This window comes from Bacillus sp. LK2, assembly GCF_001043575.1.
In the GTDB taxonomy this organism is placed as follows: Bacteria; Bacillota; Bacilli; order Bacillales; family Bacillaceae_G; genus Bacillus_A; species Bacillus_A paramycoides.
The window spans coordinates 51,817-73,378 of record NZ_LDUK01000004.1 but is presented as its reverse complement, the minus strand read 5'-3'; the positions used below and the strand labels follow the sequence as shown (position 1 = coordinate 73,378).

At 35.3% G+C, this 21,562-nt stretch carries 16 protein-coding genes and 1 pseudogene; 5 read left to right on the top strand and 12 right to left on the bottom strand.

Annotation, left to right across the window (positions count from 1 at the left end):
• Positions 1-232: 232 nt before the first annotated feature.
• On the top strand, positions 233-781 hold the full coding sequence (locus VK90_RS04330) for a TVP38/TMEM64 family protein (protein WP_048370684.1): 549 nt from the start codon (positions 233-235) through the stop codon (positions 779-781).
• A 75-nt stretch (positions 782-856) separates the two neighbouring features.
• Here the strand turns inward: VK90_RS04330 and VK90_RS04325 are convergent, their stop codons facing one another.
• The 3 genes and pseudogenes from VK90_RS04325 to VK90_RS04320 form a co-directional block, all read right to left on the bottom strand.
• Positions 857-2,557 (bottom strand): M4 family metallopeptidase, encoded by a 1,701-nt coding sequence (locus VK90_RS04325; protein ID WP_048370682.1) that lies wholly within the window; start codon positions 2,555-2,557, stop codon positions 857-859.
• Positions 2,558-2,723: 166 nt separating this feature from the next.
• Entirely contained in the window at positions 2,724-2,849 is a 126-nt protein-coding gene (locus tag VK90_RS29745) for an NprX family peptide pheromone (RefSeq protein WP_156185347.1), read from the bottom strand.
• 1 nt (position 2,850) lies between these two features.
• Positions 2,851-4,129, bottom strand: a pseudogene (locus VK90_RS04320) (tetratricopeptide repeat protein).
• Between the two features lie 199 nt (positions 4,130-4,328).
• Here VK90_RS04320 and VK90_RS04315 point away from each other — a divergent pair.
• Positions 4,329-5,792: a nicotinate phosphoribosyltransferase gene (locus tag VK90_RS04315; RefSeq protein WP_048370681.1), complete on the top strand. Its 1,464-nt coding sequence runs from the start codon at positions 4,329-4,331 to the stop codon at positions 5,790-5,792.
• A 146-nt stretch (positions 5,793-5,938) separates the two neighbouring features.
• Here the strand turns inward: VK90_RS04315 and VK90_RS04310 are convergent, their stop codons facing one another.
• The 8 genes from VK90_RS04310 to fdhF all read right to left on the bottom strand — a co-directional run bounded on the left by VK90_RS04310 (position 5,939) and on the right by fdhF (position 18,233).
• Entirely contained in the window at positions 5,939-8,299 is a 2,361-nt protein-coding gene (locus tag VK90_RS04310; protein ID WP_048370680.1) for a heavy metal translocating P-type ATPase, read from the bottom strand.
• Between the two features lie 20 nt (positions 8,300-8,319).
• The gene (locus VK90_RS04305; RefSeq protein WP_002174816.1) at positions 8,320-8,697 is read right to left on the bottom strand and encodes an ArsR/SmtB family transcription factor; all 378 of its coding nucleotides are present in this window, start codon (positions 8,695-8,697) and stop codon (positions 8,320-8,322) included.
• 367 nt (positions 8,698-9,064) lie between these two features.
• A complete protein-coding gene (locus VK90_RS04300; protein ID WP_048370677.1) occupies positions 9,065-9,616 on the bottom strand; it encodes a class I SAM-dependent methyltransferase in 552 nt (183 codons plus the stop codon).
• A gap of 127 nt (positions 9,617-9,743) precedes the next feature.
• A complete protein-coding gene (locus tag VK90_RS04295; RefSeq protein WP_048370675.1) occupies positions 9,744-11,159 on the bottom strand; it encodes an amino acid permease in 1,416 nt (471 codons plus the stop codon).
• A 103-nt stretch (positions 11,160-11,262) separates the two neighbouring features.
• On the bottom strand, positions 11,263-12,396 hold the full coding sequence (gene ald, locus VK90_RS04290; protein ID WP_048370673.1) for an alanine dehydrogenase: 1,134 nt from the start codon (positions 12,394-12,396) through the stop codon (positions 11,263-11,265).
• Between the two features lie 369 nt (positions 12,397-12,765).
• Positions 12,766-14,637, bottom strand: a complete 1,872-nt coding sequence (locus VK90_RS04285) for a glycerophosphoryl diester phosphodiesterase membrane domain-containing protein (protein ID WP_048370671.1) — start codon at positions 14,635-14,637, stop codon at positions 12,766-12,768.
• A 158-nt stretch (positions 14,638-14,795) separates the two neighbouring features.
• Positions 14,796-15,278, bottom strand: a complete 483-nt coding sequence (locus tag VK90_RS04280; RefSeq protein WP_025149763.1) for a DUF1641 domain-containing protein — start codon at positions 15,276-15,278, stop codon at positions 14,796-14,798.
• 12 nt (positions 15,279-15,290) lie between these two features.
• Positions 15,291-18,233 (bottom strand): formate dehydrogenase subunit alpha, encoded by a 2,943-nt coding sequence (gene fdhF, locus VK90_RS04275; RefSeq protein ID WP_048370669.1) that lies wholly within the window; start codon positions 18,231-18,233, stop codon positions 15,291-15,293.
• Positions 18,234-18,527: 294 nt separating this feature from the next.
• Between fdhF and fdhD the strand changes: the two genes are divergently transcribed.
• Both fdhD and VK90_RS04265 read left to right on the top strand, forming a co-directional pair.
• On the top strand, positions 18,528-19,334 hold the full coding sequence (gene fdhD, locus VK90_RS04270) for a formate dehydrogenase accessory sulfurtransferase FdhD (RefSeq protein WP_002174809.1): 807 nt from the start codon (positions 18,528-18,530) through the stop codon (positions 19,332-19,334).
• A 256-nt stretch (positions 19,335-19,590) separates the two neighbouring features.
• Positions 19,591-20,097, top strand: coding sequence for a GNAT family N-acetyltransferase (locus VK90_RS04265; protein WP_002174808.1), 507 nt, complete (start codon positions 19,591-19,593; stop codon positions 20,095-20,097).
• Between the two features lie 312 nt (positions 20,098-20,409).
• On the opposite strand, the gene VK90_RS31040 is transcribed toward VK90_RS04265, so the two are convergent.
• Positions 20,410-20,532, bottom strand: a complete 123-nt coding sequence (locus tag VK90_RS31040; RefSeq protein ID WP_002029704.1) for a hypothetical protein — start codon at positions 20,530-20,532, stop codon at positions 20,410-20,412.
• 334 nt (positions 20,533-20,866) lie between these two features.
• Between VK90_RS31040 and VK90_RS04260 the strand changes: the two genes are divergently transcribed.
• A complete protein-coding gene (locus VK90_RS04260) occupies positions 20,867-21,538 on the top strand; it encodes a response regulator transcription factor (RefSeq protein WP_048370667.1) in 672 nt (223 codons plus the stop codon).
• Positions 21,539-21,562: the final 24 nt, after the last annotated feature.

Sequence of the window (21,562 nt, the reverse complement as noted above, 5' to 3'; positions counted from 1 at the left end):
AAATTATTTCCCGAAAAAATCTACCCTATACACACTCGATAATTCCTTTATTCAAAGGATTTATTCAAACTTTATAAAACCAATAAATATACCCCTCATTTTATATACCCAATACCCTTATAAGGTATAGTAGTGGTGTTTTATCAACAAATATCTATATTATGTAAAATTCCACTTGCCTATACTATAGAAATATGGTGTAATGCAAAAAAAGATAAAGGATCTTATAACTATGGCAGAAACGATTCAAAACTTCTTAATGGAATATTACTCAATTGCAATACCACTTAGTCTCTTAATCAATGTTGTTATTAGCTTATTAGGGGTTATTCCAAGCATCTTTTTGACCGCTATTAACATACAGCTTTTCGGTTTAACTAACGGAACTATTATTTCAATCGTTGGCGAAGCGTTAGGAGCTATTATCTCGTTTTATATTTATCGCTTAGGCCTTCAAAAATTCACTCACAATAAAGTAAATAAGTACCCACAAGTAGAACGCCTCCTTCATGTAGAAGGTAAAGAAGCCTTCCTACTCGTTCTATCGTTTCGGTTGATACCTTTCATTCCATCAAGCATCGTCACTTTATTTGCAGCTCTAGGGAATATGTCATTACTCTCCTTCAGTATCGCCAGTACAATAGGGAAAATACCGGCCTTATTGATCGAAGTATATTCGGCATACCAAGTTATGAATGGAACAAATGAAGCGAAGTGGATTGTAACAATCGCAGGTTGTATCGGATTATTTTATTTGTGGAAAAAATGGAGAAAAAAATAAAGAAGGAGCATAGGCTCCTTCTTTATTTTTTGAAGTATATTCTATTAATACATATCTCTTACGAATAGAAGTATCTTAGTTTACACCAACAGCACTAAATGATTGCTTAACTGCTGTTACTTCAGCAGAATTCGCACCATATAAATCAGCTGCAGCTTGTACTAAGCCCGCACGAGCTTGACTAAATGTAGTAGATTGCGTGAAATACTGTGTATTTGCACGGTAGTAAATTGCACCTAATTTATCTTTTCCGATACCATTTACAGTTACACCGTAATGTGTACCACCATTTGCTAATAAATAAGCTTCTTTATTAATAATACCGCTGTTTGTATGAACTCCACCGTTATCACTAGTGCCAGTATAACGCTTAGAATAATGATCTGGATCACCATATTTCGTTGGATCGCTCATAGAGCGAAGTGCATCTCCTGCTTTACCAGGCGTGTAAATATCTTCACCAATCTCCCAATCTGGGTTACGGTTATCATAAAACTCTACTAATGTACCAAAAATATCAGAAACTGCTTCATTTAACGCTCCTGATTCATTTTGATAAATTAAATTTGAGCTATTTTCCGTAACAGCATGTGTTAATTCATGACCAATAACATCAATTCCACCAGATAATGAAGTAAATGTTACACCATCTCCATCACCATACACCATTTGCGAACCATTCCAGAAGGCGTTATTATAGTTACTTCCATAATGAACCGTTGATTTCAATGGTGCACCGGCATCATTAATAGAGTTACGATTAAACGTATTTTTATAATAATCATACGTGATACCCGCATAGTAATGTGCATCTACTGCCGCTGCATCATATTTTGCATTGAAAACATTATCTGCATCTGCCCATAACGTTCCTGGTAATGTTGAACGGTTTTTCGCATCATATGTGAAAATCGTTGCTCCACGTGTATTATCTTGTAAGTAGTAAGATGACCCAGATAACGTTGTATTAAGCGACTTCGTATCACCTAACACTCCAATACCTGTTCCCACTTTATTCGTTCCTGTTACAGGCTTTACAACCGCTTTCGCATCCTGTTTAGGAGCATCTTGTTTAACTGGTGACTTATCATCATTGGTCACATGATCAATTGTATTGTATTTATTTAACACTTTTCCGCTTTCTGCCTCAATGAAATAGTAGTAGTTTCCTGGACTTGGATCTAAGAAGTTTAAATTCACCACGTATGCATATGTTGTTTCTTCACCGTTTTGATATACATATAAGTCCGCTTTTGGTTCTACCTCATATTTAGGTGTTACTCCTAAATCTTGCTGTGCGATTTCAATTGCTTTTGCGCCTTCAATCTTATTCTTATTTTTTAACTTATCCTTTTTGTCTAAATCAGGCGCAACTGTTCCAGACAATACTTTTAAAGAACCATCTTTACTTACGTGAGCTACTTGAGTAGATCCCCATACAGGTACTCCCTCATAAACTTGTTGCATACGTACTACTGTTGAATCAGTTACAGAGTCTTTTTTCACTTGTTTCACTTTGAAAGAATCTTGGGCACTCTTTTCCCCTAGCTTATAATCACCTTTTGCCGCATTTAAGTAATCAAACACGACAGATTCCGCTTTCTTTCCAGTCGCTCCAGTTAGATCACCAGAAATAAACTCAGGTGACTGCACCGTCTCATTGTACTTCTTCGTAGAGAGCACATTTTTAGAATCCGCAAACGCAGAGCCTGTCCCTCCAAACGTTGTAACTGCCATTCCTGCCGCTAAAACTAATGCTAAACTCTTCTTTTTCATATAACCTTCCCCCTAATAAAAAATTTTTAAAAAAGAGTAATTTTATATTAGCATTATGTTTTCACTATTAATATACTAAAAATTCAATTAATTATTTTCTCAAGTTTTGTAGAATTTTAGGGAGCAAATATTGAGAAACCCCTTTCCGTTTGGAAAGGGGTTTTTATTAAGAGTTCACCATTTCAACTACTTTTTCTCCTTGACCATAAATATCAGATGTCCAAGCATATTGCGGTTCCAATACCACTAATACAGCTACCAAAGCCAAAGCACCAATAATTATTTTCTTCATATTATTTTCCTCCCTTTTCTTCTAATAAATTAATTGCTAATTTATAATAGGTATTACTTTCTCGAAATTCTAATAGTTCTTCATGATATCCTGCAAGTTCTAAATACACCATTTTTAATTCTTTTTTATTCTCTTCACCTCTAAAAAATGGGATTGCCTCAACTTCTAAAAATTTTTTATAAATATCTTTAGTTTCAAAGTATTTATGCTTAAGCATTAAAAGTATATATAGCATACTTTTGTACTTTTCATCCCTCTTCGCAACATCTATCCCTTTACTGATCCAGTCTTTTGCTTCTTCAAATTCTTTTAATTCGATACATTGTAAAGCAATCTCATACACTGCATCAATATAATTTAAATCCTCTTCTTTCTTATACTGTAAACATTGCAAATAATAATCTTTAGCCTTTGCATAATCTTTTAAGTTATAGTACAAGTATCCTAAGTTATTTAAAGCAATAGCAGTTATACTTTCTTTATCAGCAAAAGAATTTGCCTCTCTCAAAATATTGTTATAGATAGCTAGCGCTTCATTATATTGCTTTTTTTGTATATAACTCAGCGCGATGAGCAATTGGCAATTGGCAATTTATCACATGACGAAACTTATATTCATTCTTAAATCCTTCCATTGCTACATTAGCAAAATGTAAAGTCATATGTTCAATTTCTAACTCATTATAAACAAGTGCTAAGTTGAAATATATCCCATTTTCATGGTACCCCTGTTCCTTCGCCATTACTTCTGTTTGAGCTAAATACTCCAATGCCGTTTTATATTTATGTTGTAAAAAATAATATAACCCTTTGCTATACGTATATAATAATTTCTGAAATGGTGAATACTTTTTGTACATCTTCTTCAATCTCTCTAACTCTTCTTCAATTGCAGGAAAATCCCTTTTCATAATTAAATAACGCGTATAAAGCAGTTTATAATAATTTATAATTTCAAAATCTAAAACATGCTTCATTTCACCTTGTAACTCTTCATATATGCGTTCTACCTGTTGCCTGTCCAAATGAATTAGTGCATTCAACCACTCATCCAACTTCACTTTCACATCTTCTTCTACATCTCTCAAATCCGTCACGGCAATTTCTAGTCTCGTGCAGAGCAATTGTAGAATCTCTTCTGATGCTTCTATCTTTCCATTTTCGATCTTACTTAAGTATGAGACAGAACAAATGCCCTGACATAATTCTTCTTGTGTCATTTTTTGCTGTAGCCGTTTATAAAAAACTTGCTTGCCTATTTTTTCTAATGTTTGTTGCATTGTCCTCCTCCATTCTCATTACCCCCATTACTCTAATAATACATAAAATCTAGAGAAATATAAATTGATAAATGTAAATTTTCTAAAAAATATGCATTATTTCATTTTTTTCTCTCTTGACTTCAAACCCATACTACTTCTTTGCTACGAAAGGTGGAAAATTGGTATACTATAACCAAATTACGGAGGTGTTTTCGCAATGAATCATTATAAAGACGATAGTTACGCCTTACATACAGATTTATATCAAATCAACATGGCTTATACATATTGGAAAGATGGTATTCATAATCGCCGTTCTGTTTTTGATTTATACTTTCGAAAGCTTCCATTTGAAAACGGCTATGCTGTTTTTGCTGGTCTTGAGAAAATTGTAGAGTACATAGAAAATTTTAGCTTTACCGAAAGTGATCTCGCTTATTTAGCAGAGCTACAATTTGAAGAAGACTTCCTTCATTATTTACAAAATATGAAATTCACTGGAACGGTTCGTAGTATGCAAGAAGGTGAAGTTGTTTTTAATAACGAACCTTTATTACGGGTTGATGCACCGCTCGGCGAGGCACAAATCATTGAAACCGCCCTCTTAAACATTGTAAATTACCAAACATTGATTGCTACAAAAGCCGCACGTATGAAGCACGCTGCAAATAATGATGAACTTTTAGAGTTTGGTACAAGGCGCGCTCATGAGTTCGATGCTGCTCTTTGGGGGACACGCGCTGCCTTTATTGGCGGGTTTTCTTCTACAAGTAACGTTCGGGCAGGAAAACGCTTCGGCATTCCTGTAGCTGGCACACATGCCCACTCTTTCGTTCAAGCATATCGCGATGAATATGTTGCGTTTAAAAAATATGCTGAAACACATAAAAAATGTGTATTTCTTGTCGATACATACGACACATTGAAATCCGGTGTTCCAAATGCGATTCGTGTTGCAAAAGAGTTCGGAGATCGTATCGATTTTTATGGTATTCGCCTTGATAGTGGTGATATGGCTTATTTATCAAAAGAAGCAAGAAAACTACTTGATGCAGCTGGATTTACAAACACAAAAATTATCGCTTCTAGTGATTTAGATGAATATACGATTATGCACTTGAAATCTCAAGGGTCGAAAATTGATGTATGGGGTGTTGGTACAAAGCTAATCACCTCCTTTGAACAGCCAGCATTAGGCGCTGTCTACAAACTAGTTGCCATTGAAGATGCTGACGGAAAATTAAATGATACGATTAAGATTTCATCTAATCCTGAAAAAATTACAACTCCAGGACTTAAACGAATTTATCGTATTATCAATCGGGTTAACGATCATGCAGAGGGCGATTATATTGCTTTAGATTCTGAAGAACCTGGAAAAGAAGAACGTTTAAAAATGTTTCATCCTGTTCATACATATATAAGTAAATTCGTGACCAACTTTGAAGCACGCGAATTGCATCAAGACATTTTTGTTAACGGTAAAAGAGCGTATGAACTACCAAACATATTAGATATTCAAAGATATAATGAAAACAGTCTCGCACTATTTTGGGAAGAATATATGCGAACTTTAAATCCCGAAGAGTACCCTGTAGATTTAAGCCAAGAATGTTGGGATCATAAAATGGATTACATTCAAACTGTTCGAGAAAAGGTTGCGAAAAATATACAAAAATAAACAGAGAAGTTTCCCCCTTCTGTGTTTTCTTAACGCCATATAAAATATATTAAAATAATACTTATTATTGTTTTATCAAGATTCATTTTCAACAAAATAGCTAAGACTAAAAATAAGAGAGGGCGTAATCGCGCCCTCTCTTATTTTTATAAATCTTTCACTCTCAGTACACGCATTGCATTTAAAACTGCAAGTAATGTAACCCCAACATCTGAGAAGACCGCTTCCCACATTGTTGCAATACCAAATGCGCCAAGTAATAACACTACCCCTTTTATCCCTAATGCAAATATAATATTTTGCCATACAATACTACGTGTACGTTTTGCAATTTTTACAGCTGTTGCGATTTTTGAAGGTTCATCAGTCATAATAACGATATCAGCAGCTTCAATCGCCGCATCTGATCCTAAACCACCCATCGCAATACCAACGTCCGCTCGTGCTAATACTGGTGTATCGTTAATACCATCACCAACGAAAGCAACCTTTTCTTTCCCGTGTTTTGCTGCATCAATTTTTTCGATTTCTTCTACTTTTTGTTGTGGTAATAATTCTGCATGAACTTCATCTAATCCTAATTCTTTCCCAACAGCTTCACCAACTGATTTTGCATCACCAGTTAACATAACCGTCTTCTTAATACCTAATTCTTTTAACTTTTGAATGGCTTGTTTTGAATCCTCTTTTACCTCATCAGAGATAACAATATAACCTGCATATTTACCATCTACAGCAACATGAACTAGTGTACCTACTGTATCTGGTTGCTTAAATGTAATGTTTTCTTTTCTCATTAATTTGGCATTACCTGCGAAAACTTCTTTTCCCTGTACTTTTACAACCGTACCATGACCAGAAATTTCACTATAGTCTTCAATGCTATTTTCATCGATTGATTTTCCATATGCAGTTCGAATAGATTGTGCAATCGGATGGTTTGAATACACTTCAGCAAACGCTGCATACTCTAAAAGTTCTTCACTTGTAGTACCTTCACTCGGCTCCATTTTTGTAACTTTAAAGACACCTTTTGTTAATGTTCCTGTTTTATCAAAAATGATATATTTCACATCATTCAATGCCTCTAAATAATTACTTCCTTTTACCAAAATACCACTTTTAGATGCCCCACCAATACCTCCAAAGAAGCCAAGAGGAATGGATACAACTAGCGCACATGGACACGAGATAACTAAGAATACTAGCGCTCTATAAATCCAATCTGAGAACGTAGCACCTTCTAAAATAAGCGGTGGAATAAATGCCATAATCGCCGCTGTTATAACTACAACCGGAGTGTAATAACGTGCAAACTTCGTAATAAAGTTTTCTGTTGGTGCCTTTTTGCTACTTGCATTTTGTACTAAGTCTAAAATTTTCGATACGGTAGATTCACCGAACTCTTTTGTAACTTCAATTGTTAATACACCATTTTGGTTTACAAAACCACTTAATACATCATTACCAACTTCTACTTCACGCGGTACAGATTCACCTGTTAACGCTGAAGTATCCATCATTGATGTTCCCTCGACTACTTTTCCATCTAACGGTACTTTTTCACCTGGTTTCACGATAATATAATCGCCGATTTGTACATCTTCTGGTGATACTTGTTTCGTTTCATTTCCAACTTTCACATTTGCATAATCAGGACGAATATCCATTAATGAAGTAATTGATTTTCGAGAGCGATTTACTGCAATACTTTGGAACAATTCCCCTACTTGATAGAATAACATTACCGCAACTGCTTCTGGATATTGCTGAATTGCAAAGGCTCCTAAAGTTGCAATTGCCATTAAAAAGTTTTCATCAAACAATTGGCCGCGCGTTATGTTTCTTACCGCTCTCCAAACAATATCTCCACCAATTAATAAATACGCAAGGACGAATAATGGAATTGTTATCATTTGCGGTAATCCGGCTAACGCAGCAATCCCTGTCAAAATTCCACCGACTACTAATCGTCCTATCATCTTTTTCACATTTCCATCACCATGATCATGACCGTGATCGTGTCCTTTTTCCTCTTCACGAACAACTTTTACATCTGGTTCTAACTTTTGAACGACATTTTTTATATCCTGTACAGTCGATTCAAGTTCTCGTTTATTTGCAAATTCTACTCTTAATTTCTTTGACACGAAATCAACAGTTGCTTCTGAAACTGTTGGCATTTCTTTTACCTTCGTTTCAATCTTCATTGCACAATTCGCACAGTCTAAACCTTCTAATATAAATACTTCTTTTGCCGCTTTTGTTTTTTGCTCTTCTTGCACTTTAATGTGCGGCTCTAATTTTGTAACAAGTTGCTTCGCTTCCGTAACAACTTGATTTTCTTTATTTTGCGGTGTTTCTAAAAGCATCGTCTTTGTTGCGAAGTTTACAGAACAAGACGTTACTCCTTCTATATTCCCAACACCCTTTTCAATTTTCATTGCACAATTTGCACAATCTAAACCTTCTAGCATAAGTTTCTTTTTCACTAATGCTTCTGCCATCGTTCTCCCCCCTCACGTTTTTATTCTTCCTCGTTTACGTGTTCAAACGCTTGCTCGAAGATATGAATTACGTGCTGGTCAGCTAATGAATAATAAACAACCTTTCCCTCTTTACGGTTCTTCACAAGCTTCGCTTGTTTTAATACACGAAGTTGATGCGAAATTGAGGATTGTGTCATTCCTAATAAATAAGCTAAATCACAAACGCACATTTCAGCTTCAAATAGCGCATGTAATATTCTCGTACGTGTACGGTCACCTAATACTTTAAACAATTCTGCTACTTTACTTAAACTTTCATCCGTCGGAATTGTTTCTTTTACTTGATCAATAACCTCTTCATGAATTACCGTTTGAGAACAAATTTCTTGTTGTGCTTCCACTTTATTTCCAGCCATCATAGCTCACCTCTTCAATTGAACATATGAACAATCATTCATATATCTTATACTTTCATTATATGAGCGCCTATTCATATGTGTCAATAAAATCTGCTATATTTTTTTGAACATTTCGTTCACATTTCAAAATAGGCATATAAATATTCTCCGCATTTGCTGTATTCTTCATACAAAAAGAGATATCCCATAAGCCGAGCTTTCAGCCAGAGTACATCCCTCTCTATTTACAGCAATACCATAACAAAAGATATGATATCAACGATTCGACAAGGAATATCGATTTACCGACAAAGATTGATAATAGTAGCAACCTATATAATAAAGAAAACTGTCCAAAATATCTTTTTGGACAGTTTTCTTTTATTCATTTCTTAACTTTCACTGCATCTACAATTAAAGAAGCAAAGCCTAACTTTCCATCCTGATTCCTATGGTCAAAGCGTTTCGAGCGATAAATAAAACCATCTTGCTCATTCCAATCACTGTAATGCAATTCCCCATTCTCAGCACAGTACTCTAAAAGCTTCACTTGAAAACCTGCCGATTCAAACATGGATGTGATTGTTTTATAATTATGTACAATTTTATGGCTTGCAGCCGGATGATCTACTGGGCCCGGTCCCCCTACTTGTACACCTCGCTGATATTCTTCATCAGGAAAAAACGCATCTGGAACCGCACAACGAATATAACCATCATCTTGTAAAAACTCATAGCATATTTTAGCTGCTTCTATGCCTTCCTCATACGATAAATGTTCCCATACATGTTCAGCTAAAATTGCTAATAAAGAATTCGGCTGAAATTTATTAATCCACATCTCTCTTTTTAATAAATTTAATTCTTCTTCATTCGTATGTAACCACCCTGGGTTATTATTATATCCCTCTGCTCCAACGACAACTTTCGTCTCCATCTTGACACCCCTTTTTCATATTCCGACATAAAAATTCGACAAATTAACATTGGTATCCTTTATTTCCCCAAAAAGAAAAAGCCTTGCGCGCTCCCTAGACGCACAAGGCTTACTATCTTATATCCCTTTAATTAGCTTTTTCTAAACTATCTTGCGAACTTCCATCTTCTTTTAGATGACTGTGTTTTTTCGAATATACAAAGTATACAACTACTCCAAGTGCTAACCAAACACCGAAGTATATCCATGTCGTTAACGGTAAATTTACCATTAAGAATAGACAACATGCAACTGAAATAATCGGTAAGATCGGTACAAACGGTACCATAAATCCACGTTGTAATTTCGGATGCGTTTTGCGAAGAATGATAACAGTTACACCAACCATCGCGAATGTTAATAATGCTCCAATATTCGCTAAATTCGACAATTCTTTTAAATCGATAAATCCAGCAATTAAAGCACTACCAATTCCCGTTAACCAAACTGAAAATGTTGGCGCTTCTGTCTTCTTGTTAATTTTCGCGAAAGATTTTGGTAATAAACCGTCACGACTCATAGCGAAGAATACGCGTGTCGTAGCGTAGATGTATGCGAAAATTACAGCCATAATACCAATTACAGCTCCAATAGCAATTACACCAGCCACTTTATCTTGTCCTACAACTTCTAGTACATAAGCCATAGCTTCAGGTACATCTAATTCCTTGTAAGAAACCATACCTGTCATAACGAGACAAACTACAACATAAATGATTGTACAAATGACTAATGAAGCAATAATCCCAATCGGTAAATCACGTTGCGGATTTTTTACTTCTTCAGCAGAAGTTGCTAATGCATCAAATCCTAAGAAAGCGAAGAATACTGCTGCTCCTCCGGCAAAGACTCCACTTAAGCCGTACGGTGCAAATGGTATCCAGTTTTCTGGTTTCACGTAGAATACACCAACTGCAATGAATAAAACAACAATACCAATTTTAATTAATACCATTATATTATTCACACGCTTACTTTCTTTTGTACCTCGTGATAATAACCAAGTTATAACCAATGTAACGATAACTGCGGGTAAGTTCACTATACCACCTTGCGCCGGAATCGTTAACAATGCTTTTGGAATTTCAAGTCCCAATCCACTTATTAAGTTATGGAAGTAACCTGTCCATCCACCAGCTACTGCGGCAGTCGTTACAACGTATACTGACAATAATGTCCATCCCATTAAATGAGCTACAAACTCGCCAATTGTCGCATAGGAATATGTGTACACACTACCTGAAACAGGAAGTGTAGATGCAACCTCTGCATAACATAAAGCTGCAAATCCACAAACAATTGCTGCAATCATGAATGAAAAAATAACCGCCGGACCAGCATCTCTTGCTGCTACTAATCCCGTTAATACTAGAACTCCTGTACCAATTATCGCACCAATCCCTAGCATTGTTAGGTCAAATGCCCCTAGCGTTTTCGTCAAAGTTTTACTTTTACTTTCCCCTAACAATTGCGTAACGGATTTCTTTTTAAATAGGTTGGCCACGATGTATGCCCCCTTTTACTAAGAAGAGCTAAGAGGTATTATCTCTTAGCTCTTATCATGTTGTATTATATATTGTTCGATTTTGTTTTGTATAATGCTTCTATTAGCAAGATACTGTTTCTGCTTCTAATAATTCTTTAGCACCTTTGTACTCTACACCATGAGCTTCTGCAACTGCTTCGAATGTTACAAAGCCATCTAATGTATTAATACCTTTTAGTAATGCAGAGTTGCCTAGGCAAGCTTCTTTGTAGCCTTTGTTAGCAATTTGTACTGCATATGGTACTGTTACGTTTGTTAATGCAAGAGTTGATGTACGTGGAACCGCACCTGGCATGTTTGCAACTGCATAATGAACAACGCCGTGTTTTTCGTAAGTTGGGTTATCATGAGTTGTAATACGGTCAGTTGTTTCGAAAATACCACCTTGGTCAATCGCGATATCTACAACAACAGAACCTGGTTCCATTGATTTAATCATTTCTTCTGTTACAAGTTTTGGCGCTTTTGCACCTGGGATTAATACTGCACCGATTACAAGATCAGACTCTTTTACAGCTTCTGCAATATTGTAAGGATTAGACATTAAAGTTTTTACTTGGTTTCCGAAAATGTCATCTAATTGACGAAGACGTTCTGCACTTAAGTCGATGATTGTTACATCCGCACCTAGTCCAACTGCAATTTTAGCAGCATTTGTACCAGCTTGTCCACCACCGATAATTGTTACTTTACCACGTTTAACCCCTGGAACACCTGCAAGTAAGATACCTTTACCGCCTTTGTTCTTCTCAAGGAATTGCGCACCGATTTGTGCAGCCATACGACCAGCTACTTCACTCATTGGTGCAAGTAATGGTAGAGAACGGTTTTCTAATTGTACTGTTTCGTATGCGATAGCAACGACTTTCTTTTCGATTAACGCTTTTGTTAATTCTGGTTCTGGAGCTAAGTGTAAGTATGTGAATAAGATTAAACCTTCGCTGAAGTGTTTGTATTCGCTTTCAATTGGTTCCTTAACTTTCATAACCATATCCATGTTCCAAGCTTCTTCAGCTGTATCAACAATTTTTGCTCCCGCTTCAACATACTCTGCATCTGTGAAACCAGATCCTAAACCTGCACCCTTTTGAATGAATACTTCGTGATTGTTACGAATTAAATGTACAACACCTGCTGGTGTCATTGCCACACGGTTTTCGTTGTTTTTAATTTCTGCTGGTACCCCAATACGCATAATGAAATGCCCCCTTATAATTAACAGAAAAAAGGAATTCTTTTTTCTTTTTTTAATAATTAATAACTTATGTCCTTATTCTAGCATAACTTAAAAGTTATGAAAACGCTAACATATCATTTTTTTAAAGTTTATATATTTAGAATAGTGTAAATATATAAAACATTGATTCTATTGGGTCTTTCGTACCATTTCATTATCTATCACTCTATTTTTATTATACCTACTTAAAATGCATAGTAATTATTTATTATTTGACAATAATTTAACGATGTAAAAAAACTAAGCAATGACGTATACATATACACTTATTACTTTGTACAATACTTTAGAAATATATTCTTTTCACAAAAAAACAGCTACTAGCATTTAGCCAGCAGCTGGATAACTTATAAATAACTTTGAAAATAAATCTTCTGTCGTTTCTGTAATTTTATCAAACAGATCACTTTCTTCCGCTTCTTGTTCTTTTAACATCTTAATTGTTTCACGTGCGTCTTCAGGATAATCGGTAATGATACCATCTACGTTTAACTTATAATATGCCTTTAAACTTTCCATATTGTTCACTGTCCATACGTAAATTGGCTTATTTAACTTCCTTGCTTCTTTTACTAATTTCTTATTTAGCATATATTCTTCTGCTACATAAAAATCAGCCTTCACATTCTTTAAGTTAGCTCTACTTGCATAAAGTATATATCCTACTTTTATATCTGGATTTGCACGCTTAAACTCTTTAATAAGCGGGTAATGTAACGTTTGAATTACACACTGCTTCTCAAAGTCATTATCTTTAATCGTTTTTAATACTTTGTTTACAAAATCTTTCTCGCCCCCATGAAGCTTCACTTCAATATTGAGTTTAATTTTTCCCTTTGCCAGCTTAATGATCTCATCAAGTGTACTTATTTGCCCTGAAAATCCGTCTTGACTAAGAGTAAGCTGCCTTAACTCATCCATCGTTAAATCTGACACATGCACATTCGCATTGGCAAGACGTTTTAACTTCAAATCATGTATAACCGCTAGTTCACCGTCTTTTGTTTGTAATACATCTATTTCAGCGTAGTCTGCTTTTGCATCAATTGCACCCTGCACAGCTTCTTTCGTATTTTCTACACCTTTTGATATATATCCACGGTGCGCCATAATAATCGGTTCTTTATACGAATTTGAAATAAACGTTACAATGAAGGCAACAACCATTCCAGCAGTAATAATCCCCACAATATATACGCCAATAAATTTCCAACGATGTTTTTGGAAGAAACATTTATCTGCTTTCGTTTTTGAATAATCTAATCCTTCTTCTAGTAAAACATCTTCAACCGGAACCTTTTGCAAATACAATCGCGTAATCGCCATAATATAAAATGGCGTCACGATAAAACTAAATAAATACAATGTACTCGTTAAAAATACAGACATTGTTGATTCAGCTAATAATGCAAATGTTCCTTTCGGATTTGTAAATTCATAAACACCCCATAGACACAATAAATATATTCCTAAAAATACAACATACACAATTCCTATTGAAATGAAAAAACCTACTAAAAAGAATAGTACTTTAAAAAAGCTTTCTTTTACTAACGTTGCACTTTTACGTGCTGCCATGCGAAATGGCTTTTGCTCTAAAACAACAATAGGTAAAACAAAAATCCAGCGAAGGTTTAAATACGCAACTACAGCAAAGAACGTGTAATAACCAACTTGTCCCATCGTTGTCTTAAACAGTTCTCCTGTAATGAAGTTAGGAATTTGAATTTGAGGGATTAATGCCGTTTCATATCCCATATTTAAAAGAGGTAACAATACGACAGCATATAAAATAAATCCCGGTAAGCAATATGTGAAAAGAGTTGGCAAATACGTTACCGTTTTATATAAAATCGGCCGTAATTTCACCTTTTGTCTTTTATGAGCGAAGTACGAAATAATAATAAGCACTGCAAACTCTGTAAAAATAAGAAACAATGCTAGTATGGATAAAATTACAATCGCCAAAATTCCGTATGGTGTTTTCAAAAATGCTAATAACTCATCATTTGTCGCATTTGCATAACCACCAAAGTACAATAACTTATTAAAAATAATACCGAAGAGTGGGATAAACACAATCGCTGCTAACAATTTATAAACGAGTTGGAATGTTAACACATTCCAAAAAGCAAATTTTACTGTTTGAAAGGAATGTCTCATTACCCCTGGTATAGATAGTCTTTTACGGTGTTGCATATATTCCTCCACATTCTAAAATGATATTTGAGATGGATTCCACATTTCCAGTTCCAATCCATCTTTTTAATAATAATATATTCCGCTTAACATGAACACTCTTATACATACAATGAAAAAAAGTGATGGCCACTTCCCATCACTTTTTTTCATTCCCTCTATTTTTTCTCTAGCCCTTGCCCGAATGCTTTTAAAAAGCTAAAACCAAATGTAATTGCTCTATTGATATCTGGATCTTTTAATACCTTAAAGAAATCCATTACCTTTGTTTTTTTTCCACTATTTAATTCATCCGTTGCAAATTGTAATCCAGTGACTAAACTAGATGCTATTTGTTTCGTTATTTCTGGGTCCACTGAAGACAACGCTTCTCCGGCTCCCATCATATTATTTAATGCGTTTTTTACTGGTTCACGATTTAATTGTTCAACAGCTATTTTTGAAACATCTTCTTTTGCAGCAAGTAAACTAATCGCCGCATCTAAAATCCCCGCTTTTTGTAGCTGCACTAACAACTGCATCGTCTCTTCTACTGCCTCACGGTTATGAGCTAACTCTGTTAACAATTCATCTGCTAACTGTTGTTTCTGCTCTTCTTCTGTTACAACTTTCTTTTGAATTAACGTAATTTCTTTCGCCACTATCTCCGCCCCCTAATTTTGATCCACAAGTGATACGTATTGTTTTCTTTGCCACTTTTGCTGAATTTCAACACCATTTTGCGGATGACGTTTTTTGTCTCTTGGGTTTGAAGATGGTAATGGACGATTTCCTTTTTCACGTAATACGCGCAGTTTCACCATCGTTTGTTTATAAGCTGGTGTACATGTATAAATGTCTGTCGCTGTTCCTGTTAAAATATTAATAGCCTCTTCATTTACTGTCGCATGCATTGGTAAATATAACTCATTTCCAGTTACGCGGTCTGTAACAAGCGCTTGTACTTTAATCTTTCCGAACGGCGATGCTAATTCTACAAGACCACCATCTTTCACATTGCGCTCTTTAGCAAGTTCAGGCGAAATCTCAACAAATACTTCAGACACTTTAGATAAAATTCCAGCCGACTTATTCGTCATATTCCCTTCATGGAAATGCTCTAACATACGGCCATTATTTAATAGTAAATCATACTCATCTGGCGCTACTACTGGCGGTACCCATTCATCTAGTGATAAACGTGCTAGTTTGTCTGGGAAGTTAAATCCGTCTACATATAATAGTGGTGTATCACTACCATCGTGGCTACCCCAGCATAAACTATTCCATCCTTCTAAACGATCATACGTTGCTTGTGAATATAACGGGGCAAGCGATGCAATTTCATCCATAATTTCACTTGGACTTTCATAGTTCCAGTCCCCGCCAAGTGCACGAGCTACTTTTTGTAAAATCCACCAATCCGGCTTAGAATCACCAAGTGGCTTCAATACTTCATACAACCTTTGAATACGGCGCTCTGTATTCGTAAACGTTCCTTCTTTTTCTAAGCTTGGTGCTGCTGGTAAAATAACATCAGCAAAACGAGCTGTTTTCGATAAGAACATATCTTGAACAACGAGGAAGTCTAAGTTCGCTAAAATATGTTGCACATGGTTAGCGTTCGAATCTACTAAAGCCATTTCTTCGCCCATGACATACATACCACGCAATTTTCCTTCTTCAGCTGCAAGTAACATTGCAATATTATTTAACCCTGGTTCTTTCGGAATAGTAGTACCGTATGCTTTTTCAAATTTTGCACGATGCACATCATCTGAAACTGCTTGATAACCTGGCAGCCAGTTCGGTAATGTTGCCATATCACAAGCACCTTGTACGTTATTATGCCCGCGTAATGGATACGCACCTGCACCAGGACGACGATAGTTACCCGTAACGAGAAGTAAATTTGAAATTGCAGCTGAAGTTGTACTTCCTCCTGTATTTTGAGTTACACCCATTCCCCAAAGTACACAAGTACCATCTGCTTCATATACCATACGAGCCATTTCTTTCAGATTCTCTTTAGAAATCCCCGTAATTTCTTCTGTATAATCAATCGTATACTTTTCTAGCATTTTGCTATATTCATCAAAGTTTTTCACATTTTCAGCTAAGAATTTTTTATCATGCCAATCTTGATCAATAATATATTTCGTTATCCCAGCAAGCCATACGTAATCCGTTCCTTGGCGCGGATGAATAAATAAATCCGCACGTTCTGCCATCTCATGTTTACGAAGGTCTGCTACAATTAGTTTTTGTTCATGTAATTTATGAGCACGTTTCACTCTCGTTGCAAGTACAGGATGTCCTTCTGTTGGATTTGCGCCAACAATAATAACAAGACCTGCCTCAGCAATATCTTTCACCGTCCCAGCATCTCCGCCCATACCGACAGTTTTAAATAAACCATCTGTCGCTGGGGACTGACAGTAGCGTGAACAGTTATCTACATTATTTGTTCCATATATTTGACGAGCTAGTTTTTGCATAAGATAGTTTTCTTCATTTGTTACTTTAGAAGAAGAAATAAATCCAAATGCATCGCTACCATATTCTGATTTAATGTGCTGCATGTTAGATGCAACAACTTCAATAGCCTCTTCCCATGAAGCCTCAACAAACATATCCCCTTGGCGAATTAACGGCTTTGTAATACGATCTTCACTGTTTACAAAGTCCCATCCGAATTTACCTTTTACGCATGTAGAAATACCATTTACTGGTGCATCTGATACAGGCTGTACTTTTAAAATTTGGCGGTCTTTCGTCCATACTTCAAACGAACAACCTACGCCACAAAATGTACAAACTGTTTTTGTTTTATTAATTTTCGTCTTACGCATTGCAGACTCTACTTCTGAAACAGCTAAAATACTACTATATCCTGGCTCTACATCTTTAACAAAATCAATCATTGGATCTAGTACATCTGGTTTTAAGCCAGTCATGAACCCAGCTTCTCCTAGCATTGTTTTCTCCATTAATGCATTACATGGACAAACTGTTACACATTGTCCACAGCTCACGCAAGATGAGTCATTTATACTCACGCCATTGTCCCAAATAACACGCGGACGATCTAAACTCCAATCAATTGATAAAGTTTCATTCACTTGTAAGTTTTGGCATACTTCTACGCACTGTCCACAAGCAATACATTGATTGGGATCGTACCGATAAAATGGATGGGACATATCCACTTCGCACGCGCTCACTTTCGGCTCATATGGATACTTTTGTTCTTCAATTCCCATCATATGTACCGTATTATGCACTTTACAGTTACCATTATTGTTATCGCATACTGTGCAGTACAATAAATGATTTTCTAATATACGATCCATTGCTTCAGTTTGTGCTTCTTTCGCACGTGTTGATTGTCTCTCAATATGCATACCATCTTCCAACTTCGTTGAACAAGCACGCATTAAACTTCCATTCACTTCTACAATACATGTATCACAAGTTTGAATAGGATCTACCTCTGGTACATGACAAATTTGAGGATGTTCTAAATTACTTTCGTTAAATAATTGAAGTATCGTCTTTTCACCTGATGCGAAAAATTCTTTACCATCAACGGTTACACGGACTTTCTGTTCTGTCATAGTTTCCCCTCTCCTTACAACTAACTGTACAACACAGTTATGAATCCGTTTTCAAAACTGCGTTGCTGTACATATTTTTGAAACGCCCTGTTGAAATACTTTCCTTTTGAAGTCGATTCTAGATGTTATAAGGTATAACTACGTAAGCTTATAAATGTCACTACTCTACAAATCTATTATATCGTAAATATACAATTATAACCAAAATAATCTGCTACCTTCTAGTGGATGCTTTTATTTTTTCGATGTTTTATGATAAATATGGAGGAAAATACATATAAAGGGGAATTTAATATGGAGCCTACTCAAGAAACGTACACAATTGTACGCTATCAATCTGGTACATTTTCAAAACAAACCGATGAGATTGTTACGGAATCTCCTATTACAATTAAATTAAATAGCGAAGAATACGTAACAGTCGTATGCACTCCTAATTATATTGAAGATATGGTAATCGGTTTTTTAATTTCAGAAGGAATTATTTCTTCTTATAAAGATATTGAAGAGTTATGGATTCAAAAAGAAAGCGGAATTGTCCATGTAAAATCATCAAAAATTAATCCGCTCTATCAAACTTTATATAATAAACGGTACGTAACTTCTTGTTGCGGAAAAAGTAGACAAGGTTTTGTTTTCGTCAATGATGCTGCAAAAGCAAAAAAGTTACATGATATACATATAACTATTACTCCGGAAGAATGTTTTCACCTAATGACTTCCTTACAGCAATCTTCAACTACATTTCGCCAAACGGGTGGTGTGCACAATACCGCTCTATGTGATCGAAAAAACATTCTTTTATCAAGAATGGATATCGGAAGACATAATGCGCTAGATAAAATATACGGTCATTGTTTACGAAACAATATATCTGTTCAAGGGAAAATCATTGCGTTTAGCGGACGCATCTCATCTGAAATTTTGCTAAAGGTTTCAAAAATAGGATGCGAAATTGTTCTATCTAAATCGGCTCCAACTAAACTGGCCCTGCAACTTGCCCATGATTTAGGTATTACCGTAGTAGGATTTATTCGAAATGAATCTTGCAATATTTATACACATCCAGAACGAATTGATGGGTATAAAGCAAAAAATTAAATACGAAATACAAAATGACTCCTTTACATAGGAGTTATTTTAGTTATAAAAATACAATATATTAAACAATTGAATAGTTAACAAAGTTAATATATAATTTCATTACATAAACAGAAATGAAAACATAGTAGCATAATCTTTTCATTCTTTTACAAATTAAGAAAGAATAGTCACAGCGTGCATTTACAAAGTAAAACTATACTCACTCTTATGAAAATAATGAATTAAATTTGGATCAACCAAGGAGGTTACAACTATGGAAATTCGCTTATTAACAACAGAGGACGCAGAAATATATTTAAAAGTTTGTATGGAAGGTTTAACAAAAAACCCTGAAGCTTTTAGCTCTTCTTATGAGGATGTTCTGAAACATGAGGACCCTGTCGCTGCCATGGCAAAACGATTAAGCAATCCGGACAAGTATACTCTAGGTGTCTTCAAAGATAATGATTTAATCGGTATTGCTACTTTAGAAACAAAACCCTTTATTAAACAAGAACATAAAGCAAAAATCGGCTCCGTTTTTGTTTCCCCAAAAGCACGTGGACTCGGAGCAGGACGAGCTTTAATTAAAGCAATTATTGAAAATGCCGATAAATTACACGTAGAACAACTCATGCTCGATGTCGTTGCCAATAACACAGCTGCAAAAAAATTATATGAGTCCCTCGGCTTCCAAACTTACGGTGTGCAGGAACGTTCCTTAAAGCATAACGGACAATATTGGGATGAAGAGCATATGGTTTTATTCTTAAATGATTAATACGTCAACTTTTCAAAAGCATCTTTTTAATAAAGATGCTTTTTTTATTACAATAATGTAATTTTCATGTCACCTTTATCGATCGTTCCAATCCTTTCCATTCGTTATACTAAAAATATAAAGTGAACGAACAGCATTCAATTGGTGTATAGAGGAGAATGTGATATGATATGAAACAAAACAAACAAGCTATCGTTTTAATATTTGCTACAGCAATCGTAACTTCTGGGTTAGCAATTCTACCTTGGTTTATTATATAGAACGCATAAAAAAAGCTTATTGCTTCTTAAGAGGCAATAAGCTTTTTTTCTATTATAAAATCCCGAAAAATTTATTTACGCAACTTATCATAATAAGCATAGATACCGCAACACACATTACAATCGCATTACGATCTTGCTTTTCTTTTTGTAAACGTTCTACTTTTTTACTCATGTGTACAATCCCCTTTATAATAAAAAAAGTGTGAGATAGGAATTTTTTCTTATCCGATGCGAGGTGAATACGAAAACCCTCTCTATCTCACATACACAATAGAATGGAATTGTCATTTTATAAATAAAATGACATGACGTTATGTCGCAACATAGGGTATTTTGTGTCGCTACGTTTTCTATTATAAAAAAGAGTTGTGCAAAACTAGTGCATTTTTTATGTCAATTGCCCTGAAAGAAAAAATCAAACTTCCATTCAATCACATAAAAAGAGTTTTTTATTATTTTCATGTAAACTATACAAGTAGAATGAATAGTTTGGGGTGCACAAGATTATGGTGAAAATTTTATTAGTAGACGATGAAGAACGTATGTTACGATTGCTAGATCTTCTCTTAAGCCCTCGTGGCTATTTTTGTATGAAGGCTACATCTGGCCTTGAAGCGCTAGAATTAATTGAACAAAAGGACTTCGATATTATTTTATTAGATGTTATGATGCCAAATATGGATGGCTGGGATACTTGCTATCAAATTCGTCAACTTTCCAACGTTCCAATTATTATGCTAACGGCTCGCAACCAAAATTATGATATGATTAAAGGCCTGACGATGGGAGCAGATGATTATATTACAAAACCATTTGATGAGCATGTACTGGTTGCACGAATTGAGGCCATATTACGCCGCACAAAGAAAGATGGCTTTGTTAGTTTCAATGGAATTGAGTGGGATAAAACGAAACATACTGTTACAGTTTATGATGAAAAAATCTCCCTAACTCCTATTGAATTTTCATTACTCGGACTGTTTTTACAAAATACAAACCGCGCTTACAGCCGAGACGATTTAATCGAAAAAATCTGGGGCTATCAAACAGACATCGAATACAGAACCATCGATTCACATATTCGTAATATCCGTGATAAATTACGCAAAAAAGGATTTCCAGTTGAAGATTACTTAGAAACCGTCTATAAGGTCGGGTACAAATGGAAAAGTGAATAATTAATTTGGTCAGTGGACAATAAT

What these genes read in the sequence shown, in the direction of transcription:
- VK90_RS04315 (WP_048370681.1), top strand. Translation starts at nt 4,329, where the DNA reads ATGAATCATTATAAAGACGATAGTTACGCCTTACATACAGATTTATAT.
- fdhF (WP_048370669.1), bottom strand. Translation starts at nt 18,233, where the DNA reads ATGACAGAACAGAAAGTCCGTGTAACCGTTGATGGTAAAGAATTTTTC.
- VK90_RS04330 (WP_048370684.1), top strand. Translation starts at nt 233, where the DNA reads ATGGCAGAAACGATTCAAAACTTCTTAATGGAATATTACTCAATTGCA.
- fdhD (WP_002174809.1), top strand. Translation starts at nt 18,528, where the DNA reads ATGGAGCCTACTCAAGAAACGTACACAATTGTACGCTATCAATCTGGT.
- VK90_RS04305 (WP_002174816.1), bottom strand. Translation starts at nt 8,697, where the DNA reads ATGGCTGGAAATAAAGTGGAAGCACAACAAGAAATTTGTTCTCAAACG.
- VK90_RS04260 (WP_048370667.1), top strand. Translation starts at nt 20,867, where the DNA reads ATGGTGAAAATTTTATTAGTAGACGATGAAGAACGTATGTTACGATTG.
- VK90_RS31040 (WP_002029704.1), bottom strand. Translation starts at nt 20,532, where the DNA reads ATGAGTAAAAAAGTAGAACGTTTACAAAAAGAAAAGCAAGATCGTAAT.
- ald (WP_048370673.1), bottom strand. Translation starts at nt 12,396, where the DNA reads ATGCGTATTGGGGTACCAGCAGAAATTAAAAACAACGAAAACCGTGTG.
- VK90_RS29745 (WP_156185347.1), bottom strand. Translation starts at nt 2,849, where the DNA reads ATGAAGAAAATAATTATTGGTGCTTTGGCTTTGGTAGCTGTATTAGTG.
- VK90_RS04285 (WP_048370671.1), bottom strand. Translation starts at nt 14,637, where the DNA reads ATGCAACACCGTAAAAGACTATCTATACCAGGGGTAATGAGACATTCC.
- VK90_RS04265 (WP_002174808.1), top strand. Translation starts at nt 19,591, where the DNA reads ATGGAAATTCGCTTATTAACAACAGAGGACGCAGAAATATATTTAAAA.
- VK90_RS04310 (WP_048370680.1), bottom strand. Translation starts at nt 8,299, where the DNA reads ATGGCAGAAGCATTAGTGAAAAAGAAACTTATGCTAGAAGGTTTAGAT.
- VK90_RS04325 (WP_048370682.1), bottom strand. Translation starts at nt 2,557, where the DNA reads ATGAAAAAGAAGAGTTTAGCATTAGTTTTAGCGGCAGGAATGGCAGTT.
- VK90_RS04300 (WP_048370677.1), bottom strand. Translation starts at nt 9,616, where the DNA reads ATGGAGACGAAAGTTGTCGTTGGAGCAGAGGGATATAATAATAACCCA.